Source organism: Chryseobacterium sp. FH2, from assembly GCF_001045455.1.
Lineage (GTDB): Bacteria > Bacteroidota > Bacteroidia > Flavobacteriales > Weeksellaceae > Chryseobacterium.
Genome location: NZ_LFNE01000006.1, coordinates 154,820 through 171,814, shown reverse-complemented (window position 1 = coordinate 171,814; position 16,995 = coordinate 154,820). Strand labels below are relative to the sequence as shown.

The following is a 16,995-nucleotide window of genomic DNA, read 5'->3' as shown; positions in this document are numbered from 1 at the left end:
GATTAAATTAGCAACAAATTTTATATATGAAGATTCCTGTTTCAATTGTATTGGTTTTTTGTTTCATTTTTGGAATTTCGCAGACTCAAAAACAACCTGAGGACACTTTTGTGAAAGACAATTTTACAAAAAAAGAATTCTACATTACCATGCGAGACGGCGTAAAGCTTTTTACTATCGCCTATATTCCGAAAGATATTTCTAATAAGAATAAGTATCCTTTTTTAATGCAAAGGACTTGCTACAGCATCGCTCCCTACGGTGAAAATGAATACAGAACAAAACTTGGCCCGAACCAGTATTTAATGAAAGAGAAGTATATTTTCGTATTACAGGACGTTCGCGGTAGATATATGAGTGAAGGGACTTTCACCAATATGACACCGCAGGTTGATCGTAAAACCAAGAAAGATGTGGATGAAAGTACAGATACTTATGACACTATCGATTGGCTAATCAAAAATATTAAAGATAACAACGGTAAAGTTGGTCAATACGGAACTTCATATCCGGGGTTTTATACTGCCGTAGGAATCTTGGCTCAACATCCTGCTTTGGTGGCATCTTCTCCTCAAGCACCTATTTCAGATTTCTGGAATGACGACTTTCTTCACAACGGAAGATTTATGTTAGGTTATTTCAGAACTTTCCCTGTATTCGGAATCCAGAAAACAAAACCTGAAAATAAAGCATGGTACACGGATTCTATGATTAAAACTACTTCGGAAGATGGTCTGAAATTTTACCGGGATATGGGAACTTTGAAAGAGGGTTATGAAAAATATTATAAAGATAATTTCTTCATGACAGAAATTATGAACCATACCAACTACGACGAGTTTTGGCAAAAAAGAAGCCTTTTGCCTCATCTTAAAAATGTGAATCATGCGGTAATGACAGTCGGAGGCTGGTTTGATGCAGAAGATTTGTCAGGACCACTGAATATTTATAAAACCATTGAAAAAACAAGCCCGAAAGCTAAGAATACAATTGTAATGGGACCATTCTCTCACGGAGCTTGGGCACAGGAACAGGGAAAACATTTTCACAATCAGATTTATTTTGGAGACAGTATTGCAACATATTATCAGAAAAATATTGAGACTAAATTTTTCAGTCATTATTTAAAAGGAAATACAAAGCAAGATGCAGGATTACCTGAAGCTTTAATGTATGATACAGGCGCGAAACAGTGGCGGGAATTTGCAACCTATCCCCCGAAAGAAGGACAGAAAGTTAACTTCTACTTATCAAACGGGACATTGAAAAACGAAGCAGGACAAAATTTTTCAGAATATTACAGTGACCCGAATAATCCTGTATTGAGTTCTGATAATCTAAAGGATTTTAATGGATTTACCCCAAAAAATTATATGTCAGAAGATCAAAGATTTGCAGAAGGAAGACCTGATGTTTTGACTTTTACGACCGATGTTTTATCGGAAGATATAACTTTTGCAGGAGAGATTATGGCTAAGTTAAATATTGCTTCCACTTCTACAGATGCAGATTTTGCTGTAAAATTAATTGACGTTTATCCTGAAGATTTTAAGCCTGTTGAGAAAAAAGATGGTGTTATTTACGGAAATTATCACCAAATGGTAAGAAGTGAAATCATGCCTGCGAGATTCAGAAACTCCAGAGAAAAGGCAGAAGCCTTAGTTCCAAATCAGAAAACGGCAGTAAACTTCAGATTACAGGACGTTGTTCATACCTTTAAAAAAGGGCATAAAATCCAGATACAAATCAGCAGTACCTGGTTTCCGCTTTTTGCTGTTAATCCACAGAAATTCTTAGATAATCCGAATTTTGCAACAAAGGAGGATTACACAAAAGCATTTATCAAGATTTTTGATGATAGCGCAATTGAAGTTGAGATTTTAAAATAAATTTAAAAAGCTGTTCTATCTGAACAGCTTTTTGTTTTAAGTTTCTCACAGATTTGCAAAGTTTAGATAAATAATTGGGCTAAAAATCTGCGTTAACCGCTAGAGAAAACAACTATTCTGTTTGTCATCCTGCAGAAAGTTTATTTATCAGAGATTAGCTGTAAAATTTGTTTCAATTCCTGAGGAATAACAAATTTGTGGATAAAATATCACTTTGAAAACTATTCCTCGATCGTTCTGAAAGTCAAATTTACTCTGGGAGTTTTTATTTTTGTAGTGGGCGGAAGCCGATGAAGCCAATTATCCTGTGTTATTCCTTTCATTACTAATAAACTTCCGTTTTCCAGAAATACTTCTACTTTTTCTTTGGTTATTTTATGTTTAAACAGAAATTTTCTTTCTGCCCCGAACGTTAAAGAAGCAATTGCTCCATGCTTTTTCAAATCCTTTTCTCCATCACTGTGATAAGCCATTCCCTCACTTCCGTCATGATATAAATTCAAAAGGCAGGAGTTGTAAGTCTCTCCCGAAATTTTTTCACATTTTTTCTTTAATTCCAATAGTTCAGGAGTCCAGAATTTTGCATATTTCGTCCGCTTTGAATAGGTATACTCGAATGGTTTTTCTCCAAACCATGCAACTTTCCTTTTGGTCAAAATTAATTTTCCGAAAATTACGGCTTCATCATTCTCCCAAGGGATTTGATTAAACAAATAGTCATAATAAAAATCAGATTTTTCCTTAGAGAAAACTTTTCCGTAATAATGAACTGTTCCATCATTAGGAAGAATATTTAGAGGGTAATCAGAAATATCTTCAAACAAACTCATCATTTTTAATAATTTTTAAAGCTGAATTTTAACACAAATGAGCACAAATATCTGGGAGAAAATTAAAGTAAAATAGAATTTTCAGAATAAATTCTGGAGCTTTCCCAACCCACAATCAATTGTTTTCTATCACTTCCCCATCTGTATCCCCCAATATTTCCGGAAGCCTGAATTACACGATGGCAAGGAATCAAAAACGCTACAGGATTATTTCCGATCGCTGTTCCAACGGCTCTTGATGCCTTAGAATGACCAATTTTTCCAGCTAAATTTCCATAAGTAGATAATTTTCCCATTGGAATCGTAAGAAGGCTTTCCCAAACTTTAAGCTGAAAATCGGTTCCTTTTAAATGTAATTTTATTGTATTGAGTTTTGTCCAGTCTTTATCAAAAATAGACAATGCATTTTTCTGAAATTCATCCTGTCTTTCAAAAAAAGAAGCATTAGGAAATTTATATTTCAAATCTCCTAATGCTGTTTCCTTATTGTTTTCAAAAGCCATATAACAGACCCCTTTTTCTGTGGAAGCTGTAATCACACTACCAAAAGGACTTTGGAAAAAACTGTAGTTGATCATAAGGCTTTTTCCACCGTTTTTATATTCTGCCGGAGACATGCCTTCGATTTTCACAAACAAATCATGCAACCTGCTTGTGCTTGAAAGACCAGTCTCGAAGGCTGTATCAAATAAACTCGCTTTTTCTTCCTTCAACAAATTTTTAGCATGCTCAAGGCTAATGAACTGCAAAAACTTTTTAGGGCTTGTTCCTGCCCAATCCGTAAATATTTTCTGGAAATGAGCCGGGCTCAGATTGATCTTCTCTGCTACTTCATTCAAACTCGGCTGAAGCTTAAAATTATGTTGAATATACTCTATCGCTTTCGCAATTCGGTTATAATCTATTTGATTTTGTGTGGACATATCATTTTGTTTTACCTCACAAATTTCCAAAGAACTTTTGGCAGAAAAAATCCGATTCTTGCGAAGTTTTAGTCTTGATTAATATGATAATAAGCAAGCATTTTGTAATATAGCTTCGCAGCCAGGAATGCACTTGGCTTTGCCATCGGAGAATCCATTAATTCTACAATATCAAACGCTACAACATTACATTTTTCAAATACTTTTCTTAATAATTCTAATGTCGGATACCATTGTAAACCACCAGGCTCAGGAGTTCCTGTAGACGGAGCGATTGAAGGGTCAAAAGCATCAAGGTCAATGGTAATATATACGTTTCCTGAAACTTTTTCTAACACATCATTTACCCAATTTTCATTATTGGCAATTTCGTGAGCAAAAAACACTCTTCCTTCCGGTAAATATTGGGCTTCCTCTATATCCATAGAACGGATTCCCACTTGAACCAAGTTATGCTTTTGATTGGCTTCAAAAACCGCACAAGCGTGGTTAGAAGTAGAACCGTGGAATTCAGGACGTAAATCTGTGTGAGCATCTAATTGAAGAACGGTCAAATTCTCAAATTTCTCACCAACCGCACGAATCGAACCAATAGAAACAGAATGTTCACCACCGAAAAGGGTAAATAATTTCCCATCATTATTCAGAAGTTCTTTTGTTTTCTGGTAAACCGCTTCCGTCATGGCTTCAGGTGAAGAATTTTCGGAAATTTCTCCCGCTAAATACACCCCTTCAAGATAAGGTTCAGTTTGGGTTTCGATATCATAAAGCTCCATATTTTCAGAAGCATCAAGGAATAATTCAGGACCTTTGTCAGCTCCTTTTCCCCAAGTTGAGGTTCCATCGTAAGGAACTGTTACCAACATTACTTTCGAGTTCTCTAATGATGCATTTTCTTCAGGAATTCCTGCGTATGTTTTCATGTTTTAAATGATAAAAAATTGATGGTTCAAAGATAGTTGAATTTAATGTCATTAAAAATATTTTATGATTACTTTAATATGGGTTTCAATTAATGTTTCTTAATTTTGCATAAAAATCTCTCAAATATGCCTTTAAAAGCTGTTCTTTTCGATATGGATGGAGTAATTGTAGATACAGAACCATTACACAGAAAAGCCTATTTCAAAACATTCAACGAACTGGAAATTGCGGTTTCCGAAGATTTATATACATCTTTTACCGGTGCTTCTACTAAAAGAGTTTGCGACACTTTGATTAGTGAATTTAATTTAAACAAAACTCATGAAGACATCGCAACTATCAAAAGATCTCACTTTAAGGATTACTTTTATAATGATGAAGAATTTGATTTGATACCGGGAGTGAGAGAACTGATTCAGCATTATCATGAAAATGGAATTACATTAATTCTGGCTTCTTCCGCTACTATGACTACAATCAATATGGTCTTTGAAAAGTTCGGATTAGAAAAATATTTCAGCGGAAAAATAAGCGGTGCAGATTTAAAAGAATCAAAACCTCATCCTGAAGTTTTTTTGTTAGCTGCAGAAATGGCCGACGAGCCTGTTGAAAACTGCATGGTTATAGAAGATTCAACGAATGGAATTTTGGCGGCATACAGGGCGAATATTTTCTGCGCGGCATACAGAAGTCTTCATTCTGAGAATCAGGATTATACCTTAGCAGACACTGTGGTTTCAGATTATACCGAACTTGAATTAGATAAAGTTTCAAAATATTTTTAAATAGAAAAGCTCTCAAAATTTGAGAGCTTTTATTTTGTATTTTATTAATGAAACAAAATGAAATGAAGAATATCTATTTTATTTTGAGATTGCTTCGTCGCTTCGCTCCTCGCAATGACATTTTTTTATTTATAACCCAAAAGTTTCAATACATCTTCCGCTTCCTGTTTTTCACGGAAAATCTCATATTGCAGTTCCCCGTTTTCATCTTTCTGAATTAATACGTGTCTCGGCTGAGGCATCAGACAGTGATGAATACCACCAAATCCACTGATGGTTTCCTGATAAGCACCTGTATGAAAAAAACCGATATATAAAGGTTTTGTATCACTGAAAACCGGCAGATAAATGGCATTCGTATGTTGCTCAGAATTATAGTAATCATCTGAATCACAAGTCAGGCCACCCAGGAAAACTCTTTCGTAAGTATCATCCCAACGGTTCAACGGGAGCATGATGAAGTGTCTTGAAATCGCCCAGGTATCAGGCAGCGTAGTCATGAAAGAAGAATCAATCATGTTCCACTTTTCTCTGTCATTCTGACGTTTTTGAGAAATAATTTTATAAATATTTGCACCACTCTCACCTACAGTGAAGCTCCCAAATTCAGTATAGATATTAGGCTCTTCTACTCCTTCTTCTTCGCAGAATTTTTTGATTTGAGAAACAATTTCCTCAACCATATATTGATAATCATAATCAAACTGTAAAGACGTTTTGATAGGAAAACCACCACCGATATTCAAAGAATTTACTTCGGGGGCAATTTTTTTCAAACGGGCGTATACGCGAAGACATTTGTATAATTCATTCCAGTAATACGCTGTGTCTTTTATCCCCGTATTTATGAAGAAGTGAAGCATCTTCAATCTTGCATTCGGGTGCTCAGCAATTTTTTGGCTGTAATAGGGAATAATATCTTTATATCCGATTCCTAATCTTGAAGTATAAAATTCGAATTTTGGCTCTTCTTCAGATGCGATTCTGATTCCGATGTCAAAAGTGGTATCAATGCTTTCGGTAAGTTTATCCAATTCACGGTAATTATCCAGAATCGGAGTAATATTTTCAAAACCATTATTTATCATATCTGAAATGTTGGCCAAATAATCATCAGTTTTGAAACCATTACAGATTACCTCAATATCTTTATCTACTTTTCCGCTTTCATAAAGAGATTTTACGATATCCATATCATAAGCAGAAGAAGTTTCTATAGAAATATCATTTTTTAGCGCTTCTTCAAGTACAAATTTAAAATGACTTGATTTTGTACAATAGCAATATCTATAATTCTTCTTATATTCGGTTTTCTCAAATGCTTCCTTAAACCAGCTTTTGGCTTTCTGGATATTTTGAGAAATTCTTGGCAGGTAGCTGATTTTTAGCGGGGTGCCAAACTTTTCAACAACATCCATCAACGGAATGTCGTGAAATAACAAATTGTTCTCAGAAACATTAAATTCCTCAGTAGGAAAATATAATGTCTGATCAATAAGTTCCGAGTATTTTATTTTCATTTCTAAACAAGTGAATTAAGAATGCAAAATTGCTAAAAAAGTTTGATTTTTTAGCGTTAAATTTATTATAAATTTTCAAGTGTTTTCCAGTAAAAATACATTGAGATTATCAATACGTGAACTTCTCAATATATTCTTGTCTTTTATCCTCAGAAATACCCAAAACCTCTTGAATATAAGTATCAGTTGAACCATATTTTTTATTGATTTCATCAAAAGCGGCATCAAGATACGCTGTTTCTATCCAACTCAATTTTTCCAGTACTTTTATATCCATTTTAGGATAAACAAAATGCAAATTATGGGCAAGATTAAGTCTTTTACCAACTAATTTTTCTCGATAATTATTTGATAAAAGATAATCATTATAAATAGTCTCTTTATCAAATTTTAAAATCGTTAAAATCAATGCTGTTGTGATTCCCGTCCTGTCTTTTCCGGCAGTGCAATGATATAAAACAGGCTGGTCTGACTCTAAAATTTCAGTGATAATTTTCTTGATGATTCCGGGATTTTCCGTTACATAATCCTTATAAAAATCCAGCATCCGTTTATTGGCATCAGAACCGGTTACTTTTCCTTTTAAAACCAGCTTTTTAGCCTGATCCAATTGGTCGCCTTCATCCTCAAATGCAGAATAATTTTTATAAATAATATCAACCGGAAGATGATCCGGTTTTTGAGAAATTTCCTTTGAGTTCCTCAAATCAATAACTTCTCTGATCCCTAATTTTTCCAGTTTATCAAAAGATTTCTCCTTAAGCTTATGAAGATGTCCGCTTCTGTAAAATCTGCCTTTTTTTAAAATTCTTCCGTCAATATTTTTAATATTTTCAACAGCTCGGAAATTATGAACTTTTCTTATTTTAAGCTGTTCTTCTGATTCATTTTTACCATATTCAGGTGTGGAAAAACTCTGTATTCTGCAGGAGAACATACAGAGTAATGAGATGAAAAGTAATGATATTTTAATTAAGTTTTTCAATTTTTTTATTTCCTACAGGTTTTACTAATTTATATATATATCTGCCTTTAACTTTGTTATTCTCCCTCTCAATTTACAGATATTTTTTTCCAACAAAAATCAGTAAATCTCCTTTTTCATATGCAATAGAAATCTTATCTTCAACGGCAAAATTTCTGGTTCCAATTCTTGAAGTAATACTTAAATTCCCATTAGTTAATGACCAGTTTAAACCTTTCGTTGTAATATTTTCAACCAAAGGAAATGGATATAATGAAACCATTTTATCTTTTACATTTTTTACAATAATATTTTTCGGAACAAAATAATATTCAGAAAATTCATCATAAAACTTTATGCCTAATTTATTTTTAAAACCAAAAGCCACGGTAAGGTTTCCTAAAAAGTGATCCTGCTCACCCCCACTTCCTCCTAAAACATCAACGCTTTTAAACCCTTTTTCTACAATAATTTCCAGAGCCTTATGAAAGTCTGTTTTGTCCTGATCAGGAGTATAAATGAATTTTTCATCATAAATATTTTCATCCTTACCAGAATGCGAATCAAAATCACCGGAAATAAAATCCAGTTTATTCAAAGGAAAATCAAGATGTTTCAGGTAATGAAAGGCGCCGTCTGTACAGGCGATCAAACCATAATTTTCAAGATTTGGAAAAGATGTGGGGGGATCACCATTGATAAAAAGTAATGCTTTATCTTTCATTAGGATTCCAGTATTCTTCCGGTTCGTCGTTGATTTTAGAAATGTATCTTGCCAAAACAAAAAGATAATCTGAAAGCCTGTTTAGATATTTAATCAACTCAGGGCGAACTTCTTCTGATTCATTTAGGAAAACCAAAGAACGTTCTGCTCTTCTGCAAATTGTTCTTGCTGCATGTAAAAAAGTTGCCGGTTTTCCGCCCCCTGGAAGGATAAAATATTGAAGAGGCTCTAATTTTTCATCAAAAGCATCCATCCAATGTTCTAATTCCTCGATTTCAGTTTCGGAAATAACTAATGGAAGACGGGATTTTCCGTTTGCCAACATTAATTTATCAACCGGAGTCGCGGCTTCCGAACCTACTGTGAATAAATCAAACTGAATTTTTTTTAATTGTTTTAAAACTTCCTCATCCTCAATATGACTTTTTGAAATTCCTATAAACGAGTTGAGCTCATCTATATTTCCGTAGCTGTCAACTCTTGCACTTGCTTTCGAAACCCTTGTTCCTCCATATAATGCAGTTTGACCTTTATCTCCTGTTTTAGTATAAATTTTCATACTACTAAAATACTTTTTTCTCATAAGGTTTACAAATCTTTTAGATGTGGGTAACTGTTCTGAGAAACTTTGCTAATGATGAGCAGTCCGGTAAAAAACAAAAAATGACCGGTAAAAACCAGTCATCTTCTCAAATTATTTATTTACCTCCACGTACTGTAATACGGTCTGGTTCTTGGGATTGTAGATAATTGTACTGTTATTTGGAAATCTTTTCAATTTGTAATATTCAATACTTTTATCATTTTTAACATCTTCCAGAAAGCTGGAATCCACTATATTTTCAGGAAGAAATTTTTCTATGAAACTTATTTTGTCAATAATGCTTTGACCGTTAATTTTCCGGGCAGATTTATCTGATTTGCTTTCATCACTTGAAGCCAGGCTTTCCAGAAAAGGAATTAAAACCGTTTTATCAGCTTTATATTTGAAAATAAAGCCCTCTGAGCCATTCGGAAACTTAAATTTTTTCCCTTTTTCTTCAGTAATTATATTTTTAACCGAACCCGGGAAAACCTGATTAAACTGTACATCCTCAGAATTGGTAAGGGAATTTATTGATTCACTGACTGCTTTTGTGACGGTTTCTTCTGCCACTTCCTGAGCTTTCTTTTGAACAGTTTCGGCAGTTTTCTGAACAGTCTGGTCTATTTTTTCTTCAATTTTATTACATGATATCAATAAAAATATAGTAACAATCGGCAATATAATCTTCTTCATGAGGTAATTTCTAGACAATTTACAGTTTTTATTAATTCATTCCATACTCTAACGGAAAAATACTCCCAGATATTTTGGTAAAGAAATAAAATATTTTTTTCAACTTGAAAATACTGCTGACAAACTGTTGTCATAACCCTGTTATATCTTTGTATCAACAATAACACTTAAAACATATAAGTTATGTCAACAACAGCAACAATCACAAAACAATTCATGAGCTCTGAACAATTATTAGAACATTGGCAAGGCCATAGAAATCTGACAAGAAGAGTAATTGAAGCTTTTCCTGAGAAACAATTATTCGATTTTTCCGTGGGCGGAATGAGACCTTTTGCAAAATTGGCCATTGAGTTAATCAGCATCGGAGGTCCTGCTTTGAAAGGAATTGTGGACAGGAATATGGAAGCTTACAACGAAGAGGCTTTTAACCCAAAAACAAAAGAAGACATCCTAAAAAAATGGGATGAAGAAACAAAAACAATTAACGATTATTTTAGTCAAATTTCTGAAGAGCGTTTGCAGGAAACCTTCAATTTATTCGGTCAATATGAATTTCCTGTTTATCAGAATATTCTGTATTTCGTTGATAATGAAATACATCATCGTGGGCAGGGATACGTTTATTTAAGAGCTTTAGGAATCGAGCCCCCTTTTTTTTGGGAGAGATTTTAGGATCTTTAATGCCTTTATGGAGACTAAAATTTCTGATTCAAAATAACACAAACTCAATCATTTCCAAACAAAAAAGCTTTCAGAATTTCTGAAAGCTTTCGTTTTGTATTCAGTTTGAAGAATATTTCTCAGTACTTCTTTGATATAGTTTCAAGCAAACTTCTGAGACTATCTTTTAAAGATTGGGGTTCCAGAACCTCAGCAAAATCAGCAAAAGTAATTAACCAGCGTGGAAATCCTTCTTTGATCCAATCTGTTTCAAAGATTAATTCGAAACCATCTTCTCTTTCAATTTCTTCAATCAAACCATAATATTTCTTTGAATTAACAAGATGTCCGATGATTTTTTTCTCCACCAAAAGTCTGACTTTAGTTTTATTTCCGTTGGGATTTTGCCTGTAATCATTGATTTGCCCATATTCCTGCAAAAAAGGATTTTGAGTCTTAAAAATCTGAAGGATTCTATCTATCCGAAATTGCCTGAAATCTTTCCTCATCATACAAAAAGCCATGATATACCAATAATTAAATTCAAAAAATACACCAACAACTTCAATGATTCTTGTAGAAATTTTTGCATCAATGGTTTTATATTCAATATGTAACTGTTTCTTTTCTGCAATACTTTCGAGGATAATGGGAATGATATTCTGTATATTATCTTCTGTTTTAGGATGATAATTGTAAACATCGATCTGTTTTTCAATATTCTGAATTAGATTCTTATCCGAATATTTTAATACAGAACGTACCTTTTCCATTGCCGACTGATAATGATTTCCTAAACTTTGATGTAAAAACTTCTGCATAAGTTTTTCGGCAGTGATAAAACTCAATACTTCTTCTTTTGTGAACATTACAGGTGGAAGTCTGTAACCGTCCATCAGGGAATATCCGCTTCCCGCTTCCCCAACGATAGGAATTCCGGCATTTTCTAATGTTTTCACATCACGGTAAATTGTTCTGATACTGACATCAAATTTTGCAGCCAAATCCTGAGCCCTCACAATCGGTTTTGATTGCAGTTGCGTAAGAATAGCCGTTACTCTGTCGAGTTTTTTTAGATAATGGTCGTTCATTTCAGTTCGACAAATCTAGCTGTTTTTTAATTCTTTAAAAAATTAATTGTCTTTAAAAGTGTTAACCAATTTATCAAGATTCAGACTTCTTGCGGAAGCATCAAAAATTTCACGATATGTTCCGTTGGTTTGAACCAGCTCATCATGAGTCCCGCTTTCCACTACTCTGCCTTTTTTCATCACATAAATTTTATCTGAATCTAAAATCTGCGACAAAGAATGGGAAATAATAATTACGGTTCTGCCTTCTTTTATTGCATCTAAAGAATTTTTAATTTGTTCAGTTGCAATTGCATCAAGACTTGCTGTTGGCTCATCCAGAAAAATAATTGGTGGATCTTTTAAGAATAATCTTGCAATAGCAATCCGTTGTTGCTGACCTCCAGAAAGCTGCGTTGCATCATGTTTATATTTTTCGGGTAAATCTAAAATTTGCTCATGTAAGTATGCCTTTTTTGCCGCTTCCTGAATTTCTTCAAAGCTTGCATTCATATTTCCGTAGCGGATGTTATCTTCAATACTTCCCTGAAAAATATGATTTTTTTGAAGAACCAAACCTAAATCGTCTCTTAAAAAAGTATTGTCAAAATCATTTAAATTAACATTGTCTAACAAGATTTCACCAGAATCCGGAAGGTAAAATTTACATAAAAGATTAATTATTGTTGATTTTCCGGCACCACTCAACCCAACCAGAGCCGTAGTCTTACCATTTTCAATTTTCATAGAAACATCATGCAAAGCCTGAGTCCCATTTGGATATGAAAAATTAACATTTTTCAATTCAAAATTTCCTTTGATTTCTTTTTCCACGAAAGTTCCGTTCGGCTCTTTTTCATTATCAGCATTTAAAATATCGAAATATCCTTCCGCATAAATCATAGCGTCATTCATATCATCATAGATTCTGTGAAGCTGACGAATGGGAGCAGAAACATTATTGAACAGCATAATATGAAGCATGATTGCACCAATTGTCATTTGCTGGTCAAGAACCAGATAAACCGTCAAAAGAATAATTAAAACAACGCCAAACTGCTCAATAAAAGTCTTTAACCCATCATAAATAAAATTCGTTTTTCTGGTAAACATCTGACTTTCCATCAACTGCATCTGCAAATCATATTGTTTTTTCCCTTCAAATTTTTCACGGACAAAGCTCTTAATTACCATTATAGAGTTAATCAAATTCAAAAGCCCCGAAGTTTTCTGCTCCCGCTGATTTCTCAGTTGACGACGAACCCCACCTAATTTTTTTGCCTGCAATGCACTTATGTAAAAATAAATCGGGACAATTATTGTAGAAACCATTCCGACATAAACGTTCTGCATATACATGATAATCAAAGCAATAAGAGCGTTCGAAAACAAAGGAAGCATATCGATGAAAAAGTTCTGAACCAATTTTGTCAGACTTTCAATTCCACGATCGATCCTGATTTGAAGTTTTCCGGATTCGTGATTTTCATCATTAAAATAAGCAACTCTATACATTAAAATCTTATCAATTGCTGATTGCGCCAAAACAGAACTTACATTAATCCTAATCTTTTCTCCATAAAACTTCTGTCCGAAATTGATAAAAATATTCAGTAATTCCTTTCCTAATAAAATAACGGAAATAATTACCAAAATATGTATTCCTTCAGACATAGGATATGGAAGGTGGGTAAGTTTGGTAACCTCATCTACTGTATACTTTAATACGAGAGGATTTACCTGTGCTGCAAGGGCACCCAAAAAAGTAAGCAGTAAAGTCCCGTAAATCATCAGACGATAAGGTCTTATAAAGGGAACAAGCTGTTTATAAATTCCAAATAAAGTGACTGTTCTGTTGAAAGGTTTTGCCATAGGAATTATTTTAACTAAAAAACGTACCGTTTCTGAGAGAAAAGGTACGTTTTATTATATTTTTCAGCAAATATTTTGCTTTAATTTAATTTTATCCTTCGTAATGATAGGTTGTTAAATAATGCAACTCGGGTTTACTGGCAGCTTTTGACTCTGCTTCTGCCTGCTCCAGAGAATATTGAGAATTAATTTCTTTTTTCTGGAATACAAAAGAATTATTTGCATTTTTATCTACTACATCATTGAAAATATGTTCTATTTCAGAGTTTGCCAATGATGCAAAACTGATATCTTCAAAGCTGTACATTAACCTCAAATCATCATACTGCGAAAAATTTTCTTCAACAAAACCCTGTAATTGAGATTTTGAGTCAAAATTCCCTGCCCAAATATTGTAAGCATAAGTTTTCGTTTTTGGTTTGTCTAAGATACTCTGGTAGACAAAATTATCACCTAAATATGCCTCCCTTACCTGCGGATCATTTGCCAAGTCTTCCGGAAGACCTTCTTTCAAGATTCGCCCTTCAAACATAATATAGGTTTTATTGGTAATCGCCAAAGTCTGCTGAACATTGTGATCGGTAATCAAGATTCCGATATTCTTATCCACCAAACTTCTTATGATTTTCTGAATATCTTCTACCGCAATTGGGTCAACTCCTGCAAAGGGCTCATCCAAAAGAATAAAATTCGGGTTTGTAGCCAAACAGCGGGCAATTTCCGTTCTACGTCTTTCTCCTCCTGAAAGAAGATCTCCACGGTTTTTACGAACGTGCTGCAATGAAAACTCTTCAATAAGTTCATCACATTTAATCTGTTGTTCACGTTTCGAAAGTTTTGTTAACTGCAAAACTCCCATAATATTTTCCTCCACAGAAAGCTTTCTGAAAACAGAAGCTTCCTGAGCCAGATACCCGATACCTTTTTGTGCTCTTCGGTACATCGCATCGGTGGTGATTTCCTGCTTATCCAGGAAAATTTTTCCTGAAGTGGGCTTAACCAAACCTACAATCATATAAAACGATGTGGTTTTTCCTGCTCCGTTCGGACCAAGCAAACCAACAATTTCTCCCTGCTGAACCTGTACAGAAACGCCTTTTACAACTTTTTTAGGACCGTATTCCTTGATTAAGTTTTCTCCTCGTAAAATCATAGCGACAAAGATAAAGTTTTTTTGAATTCAAATTTTAGATTAAGGATTGCACATAAAAGTTTTATGATATTTTTAGATATGTTTTGGCTGAAGCTGAATGAACCAAGATATTTTTATTTATCCTTTAAATTATTTGTAACAACTCCCTTTTTTAACCTACATATTCAGTAACATTATTATTAATCTAAAACACCCAAAAATGGAAAATTACGGCTACACCAATCCGGAATACAATAAAAATTTACCCAGCAATATACCTTATCGTTCAGAAAAGAAGATTCCCGCTGCTTTACTGGGAATTCTTGTAGGATGCTTTGCTTTAAATAAATTCTACTTAGGTTATACAAAGGAGGGTGTTATTCAAATTGTATTAAATATTGTGACTTGCGGAATTGCAACTATTATTCCGTTTATTGAAGGAATAATTTATTTGACCATGGACGACAGAGTCTTTGATAACACATATGTAAACAACAAAAAAGGCTGGTTTTAAAACTTTATCATAAGTGTAAAAATATAGTCGCCTTATGCTGTTATTTCCATAAATTTAGCATACCAAATCATATTATTATGGCTACAAATAAAGAATTGACTGACTTGATGGCTTTAGACCTTGGTCTTAATATTGTTAACAGGCGACCTTATGCAAAAGAAGTTTTCAAATGGCAGGATATTGATCTTCTTCCTCATTCATCAACTGATACGTTGCTTTGTGAAATTTTTGAATGGAATGGAAGAAACTGGCGAACTACAGGGAATAATTTAATTGGTTTTTTGTTTTCGGGGGAAAATTTAAACCAAATAAAAAACCAACTCATCAATGTTCCGAAAAATCCGGCTTTGATTCCTGATTTTGAATTTACCAAAGACAGCATGATTGAATATGGCCTTTCATTACCTTCACTTTTCAATATCGGAGTCAACGGAAATATTAAAAGCGCAAAAGATTTTTCGGTAAAAGTAAACGGTGTGACAAAATCCAGGATTACTAATATTGACTCGCCAGGAATTGAAATTTTAAGAAACTATTCAGAATTTACGCAAAGTAAATCTAAAACGTACAGAAAAAATGTAAAGTTCAATTTTTTAAGCACTTCATTATTCTATGCGGAAAGCGTGGAAGTTTATCTTGAAAAAGAATCTGGTGCCGCGCTGGATGTAAGCTTTCAAACAGCAGATGTAGAAGTTGACGTAAAAATTGATACTGATATGAAAAAGAATTTTATATTGAAATATTCAGGAAATCAGTCACCTTTTGCTGCAAAGTTTACAAAAGGAAAAGATTTTGATATTTCTTAAAATTATAAGTTATGAATTATGAGTTTAAAATGCCACAAAGGATTCACATTTTTAAAACAACTCATAATTCATAACCTAAACTAAAAATTATCTGTTTAAAATCATCGCTGCTTCTTTTGCGAAATAGGTAAAAATCATATCTGCTCCAGCTCTTTTGAAACAAGTTAAACTTTCGATAACAGTTTTGTCATTATCCAGCCATCCGTTTTGAGCAGCTGCTTTTACCATGGCATATTCTCCACTCACGTTGTATACAGCAATTGGTAAATCAATTGCTTCACGCACTTTAGAGACAATATCTAAATATGGAAGCCCCGGTTTGATCATAATGATATCCGCCCCCTCATCAATATCCTTAAAAACTTCATTTAAAGCTTCGCGTGAATTATGAAAATCCATCTGATAGGTCTTTTTATCTTTCGGAATCTCTATATTGTCTTTCGGGGCACTGTCTAAAGCACTTCTGAAAGGTCCATAGAAAGAGCTTGCGTATTTTGCAGCATAACTTAAAATACCAACATCCGTAAATCCGCTGTTTTCCAATGCTTCACGAATTGCCTGTACCCTACCGTCCATCATGTCACTTGGTGCCACAATGTCAGCTCCTGCTTCTGCATGTGAAACAGACATTCTTGCCAAAGCATCATTGGTAGCATCATTCACAATTTTACCGTTTTCGATAATACCGTCATGACCATACATTGAATAAGGATCCAACGCTACATCCGGCATGATAACCATCTCCGGAACAGCATCTTTTATCGCTCTGATGGTATTTTGCATTAAACCGTCTTTGTTCCAGGCTTCTTTTCCGGTATTGTCTTTTAAATGTTCTGAAACTTTCATGTAAAGATTTACAGCCTTTACTCCCAAAGAAAATAATTCCTTACATTCTTTCACCGTTAAATCTATACTCCTTCTGAAAATCCCCGGCATTGACGCGATCGGTTCCTGCTTGTTTTTTCCCTCCATTACGAAGATCGGCATTACAAAATCATTAGTAGTAAGAATGTTTTCTCTTACCAAACTTCTTACAGATTCATTTACTCTAAGCCTTCTATTTCTTGAATGTATCATTTTGGAATACTTTTTGAATAAGT

16 protein-coding genes and 1 pseudogene are annotated in these 16,995 nt (G+C 33.9%); 5 read left to right on the top strand and 12 right to left on the bottom strand.

Going from position 1 to position 16,995, the window contains the following annotated elements; genetic code table 11:
• Positions 1–26 precede the first annotated feature (26 nt).
• Positions 27–1,889, top strand: a complete 1,863-nt coding sequence (locus tag ACM39_RS11420) for a CocE/NonD family hydrolase (RefSeq protein ID WP_048511173.1) — start codon at positions 27–29, stop codon at positions 1,887–1,889.
• Between the two features lie 221 nt (positions 1,890–2,110).
• On the opposite strand, the gene ACM39_RS11415 is transcribed toward ACM39_RS11420, so the two are convergent.
• The 3 genes from ACM39_RS11415 to speB all read right to left on the bottom strand — a co-directional run bounded on the left by ACM39_RS11415 (position 2,111) and on the right by speB (position 4,565).
• On the bottom strand, positions 2,111–2,719 hold the full coding sequence (locus ACM39_RS11415) for an alpha-ketoglutarate-dependent dioxygenase AlkB family protein (protein ID WP_048511172.1): 609 nt from the start codon (positions 2,717–2,719) through the stop codon (positions 2,111–2,113).
• Between the two features lie 62 nt (positions 2,720–2,781).
• Complete coding sequence (locus ACM39_RS11410; RefSeq protein ID WP_048511171.1) at positions 2,782–3,642, bottom strand: bifunctional helix-turn-helix domain-containing protein/methylated-DNA--[protein]-cysteine S-methyltransferase; 861 nt, start codon at positions 3,640–3,642, stop codon at positions 2,782–2,784.
• Positions 3,643–3,710: 68 nt separating this feature from the next.
• On the bottom strand, positions 3,711–4,565 hold the full coding sequence (speB, locus tag ACM39_RS11405) for an agmatinase (protein ID WP_048511170.1): 855 nt from the start codon (positions 4,563–4,565) through the stop codon (positions 3,711–3,713).
• A 126-nt stretch (positions 4,566–4,691) separates the two neighbouring features.
• Between speB and ACM39_RS11400 the strand changes: the two genes are divergently transcribed.
• Positions 4,692–5,351 (top strand): HAD family hydrolase, encoded by a 660-nt coding sequence (locus tag ACM39_RS11400; RefSeq protein ID WP_048511169.1) that lies wholly within the window; start codon positions 4,692–4,694, stop codon positions 5,349–5,351.
• A 125-nt stretch (positions 5,352–5,476) separates the two neighbouring features.
• On the opposite strand, the gene ACM39_RS11395 is transcribed toward ACM39_RS11400, so the two are convergent.
• The 5 genes from ACM39_RS11395 to ACM39_RS11375 form a co-directional block, all read right to left on the bottom strand.
• A complete protein-coding gene (locus ACM39_RS11395) occupies positions 5,477–6,871 on the bottom strand; it encodes a decarboxylase (RefSeq protein ID WP_048511168.1) in 1,395 nt (464 codons plus the stop codon).
• 109 nt (positions 6,872–6,980) lie between these two features.
• Positions 6,981–7,856 (bottom strand): tyrosine-protein phosphatase, encoded by an 876-nt coding sequence (locus ACM39_RS11390; protein WP_117590744.1) that lies wholly within the window; start codon positions 7,854–7,856, stop codon positions 6,981–6,983.
• Positions 7,857–7,929: 73 nt separating this feature from the next.
• The gene (locus tag ACM39_RS11385; RefSeq protein ID WP_048511166.1) at positions 7,930–8,559 is read right to left on the bottom strand and encodes a thiamine diphosphokinase; all 630 of its coding nucleotides are present in this window, start codon (positions 8,557–8,559) and stop codon (positions 7,930–7,932) included.
• Positions 8,549–9,118, bottom strand: a complete 570-nt coding sequence (locus ACM39_RS11380; protein ID WP_048511165.1) for a cob(I)yrinic acid a,c-diamide adenosyltransferase — start codon at positions 9,116–9,118, stop codon at positions 8,549–8,551. Before ACM39_RS11380 ends, ACM39_RS11385 begins: the two co-directional genes overlap by 11 nt.
• A 135-nt stretch (positions 9,119–9,253) precedes the next feature.
• The gene (locus ACM39_RS11375; RefSeq protein WP_048511164.1) at positions 9,254–9,838 is read right to left on the bottom strand and encodes a hypothetical protein; all 585 of its coding nucleotides are present in this window, start codon (positions 9,836–9,838) and stop codon (positions 9,254–9,256) included.
• A gap of 183 nt (positions 9,839–10,021) precedes the next feature.
• On the opposite strand from ACM39_RS11375, the gene ACM39_RS11370 reads away from it, so the two are divergent.
• Positions 10,022–10,513, top strand: a complete 492-nt coding sequence (locus ACM39_RS11370) for a DinB family protein (protein WP_048511163.1) — start codon at positions 10,022–10,024, stop codon at positions 10,511–10,513.
• A 128-nt stretch (positions 10,514–10,641) separates the two neighbouring features.
• On the opposite strand, the gene ACM39_RS11365 is transcribed toward ACM39_RS11370, so the two are convergent.
• The 3 genes and pseudogenes from ACM39_RS11365 to lptB all read right to left on the bottom strand — a co-directional run.
• Positions 10,642–11,592 (bottom strand): helix-turn-helix transcriptional regulator, encoded by a 951-nt coding sequence (locus ACM39_RS11365; RefSeq protein WP_048511162.1) that lies wholly within the window; start codon positions 11,590–11,592, stop codon positions 10,642–10,644.
• A gap of 42 nt (positions 11,593–11,634) precedes the next feature.
• Positions 11,635–13,362 (bottom strand): ABC transporter ATP-binding protein, encoded by a 1,728-nt coding sequence (locus ACM39_RS11360; RefSeq protein WP_048511232.1) that lies wholly within the window; start codon positions 13,360–13,362, stop codon positions 11,635–11,637.
• 508 nt (positions 13,363–13,870) lie between these two features.
• Positions 13,871–14,596 (bottom strand): annotated as a pseudogene (gene lptB / locus ACM39_RS11355) (LPS export ABC transporter ATP-binding protein); the annotation flags it as partial.
• 199 nt (positions 14,597–14,795) lie between these two features.
• Between lptB and ACM39_RS11350 the strand changes: the two are divergent.
• Positions 14,796–15,089, top strand: a complete 294-nt coding sequence (locus ACM39_RS11350) for a TM2 domain-containing protein (RefSeq protein ID WP_048511161.1) — start codon at positions 14,796–14,798, stop codon at positions 15,087–15,089.
• Between the two features lie 77 nt (positions 15,090–15,166).
• The gene (locus ACM39_RS11345; RefSeq protein ID WP_048511160.1) at positions 15,167–15,895 is read left to right on the top strand and encodes a hypothetical protein; all 729 of its coding nucleotides are present in this window, start codon (positions 15,167–15,169) and stop codon (positions 15,893–15,895) included.
• A gap of 87 nt (positions 15,896–15,982) precedes the next feature.
• Here ACM39_RS11345 and hemB read toward each other — a convergent pair whose 3' ends face one another.
• A complete protein-coding gene (gene hemB, locus ACM39_RS11340; RefSeq protein WP_048511159.1) occupies positions 15,983–16,972 on the bottom strand; it encodes a porphobilinogen synthase in 990 nt (329 codons plus the stop codon).
• Between the last annotated feature and the right edge of the window lie 23 nt (positions 16,973–16,995).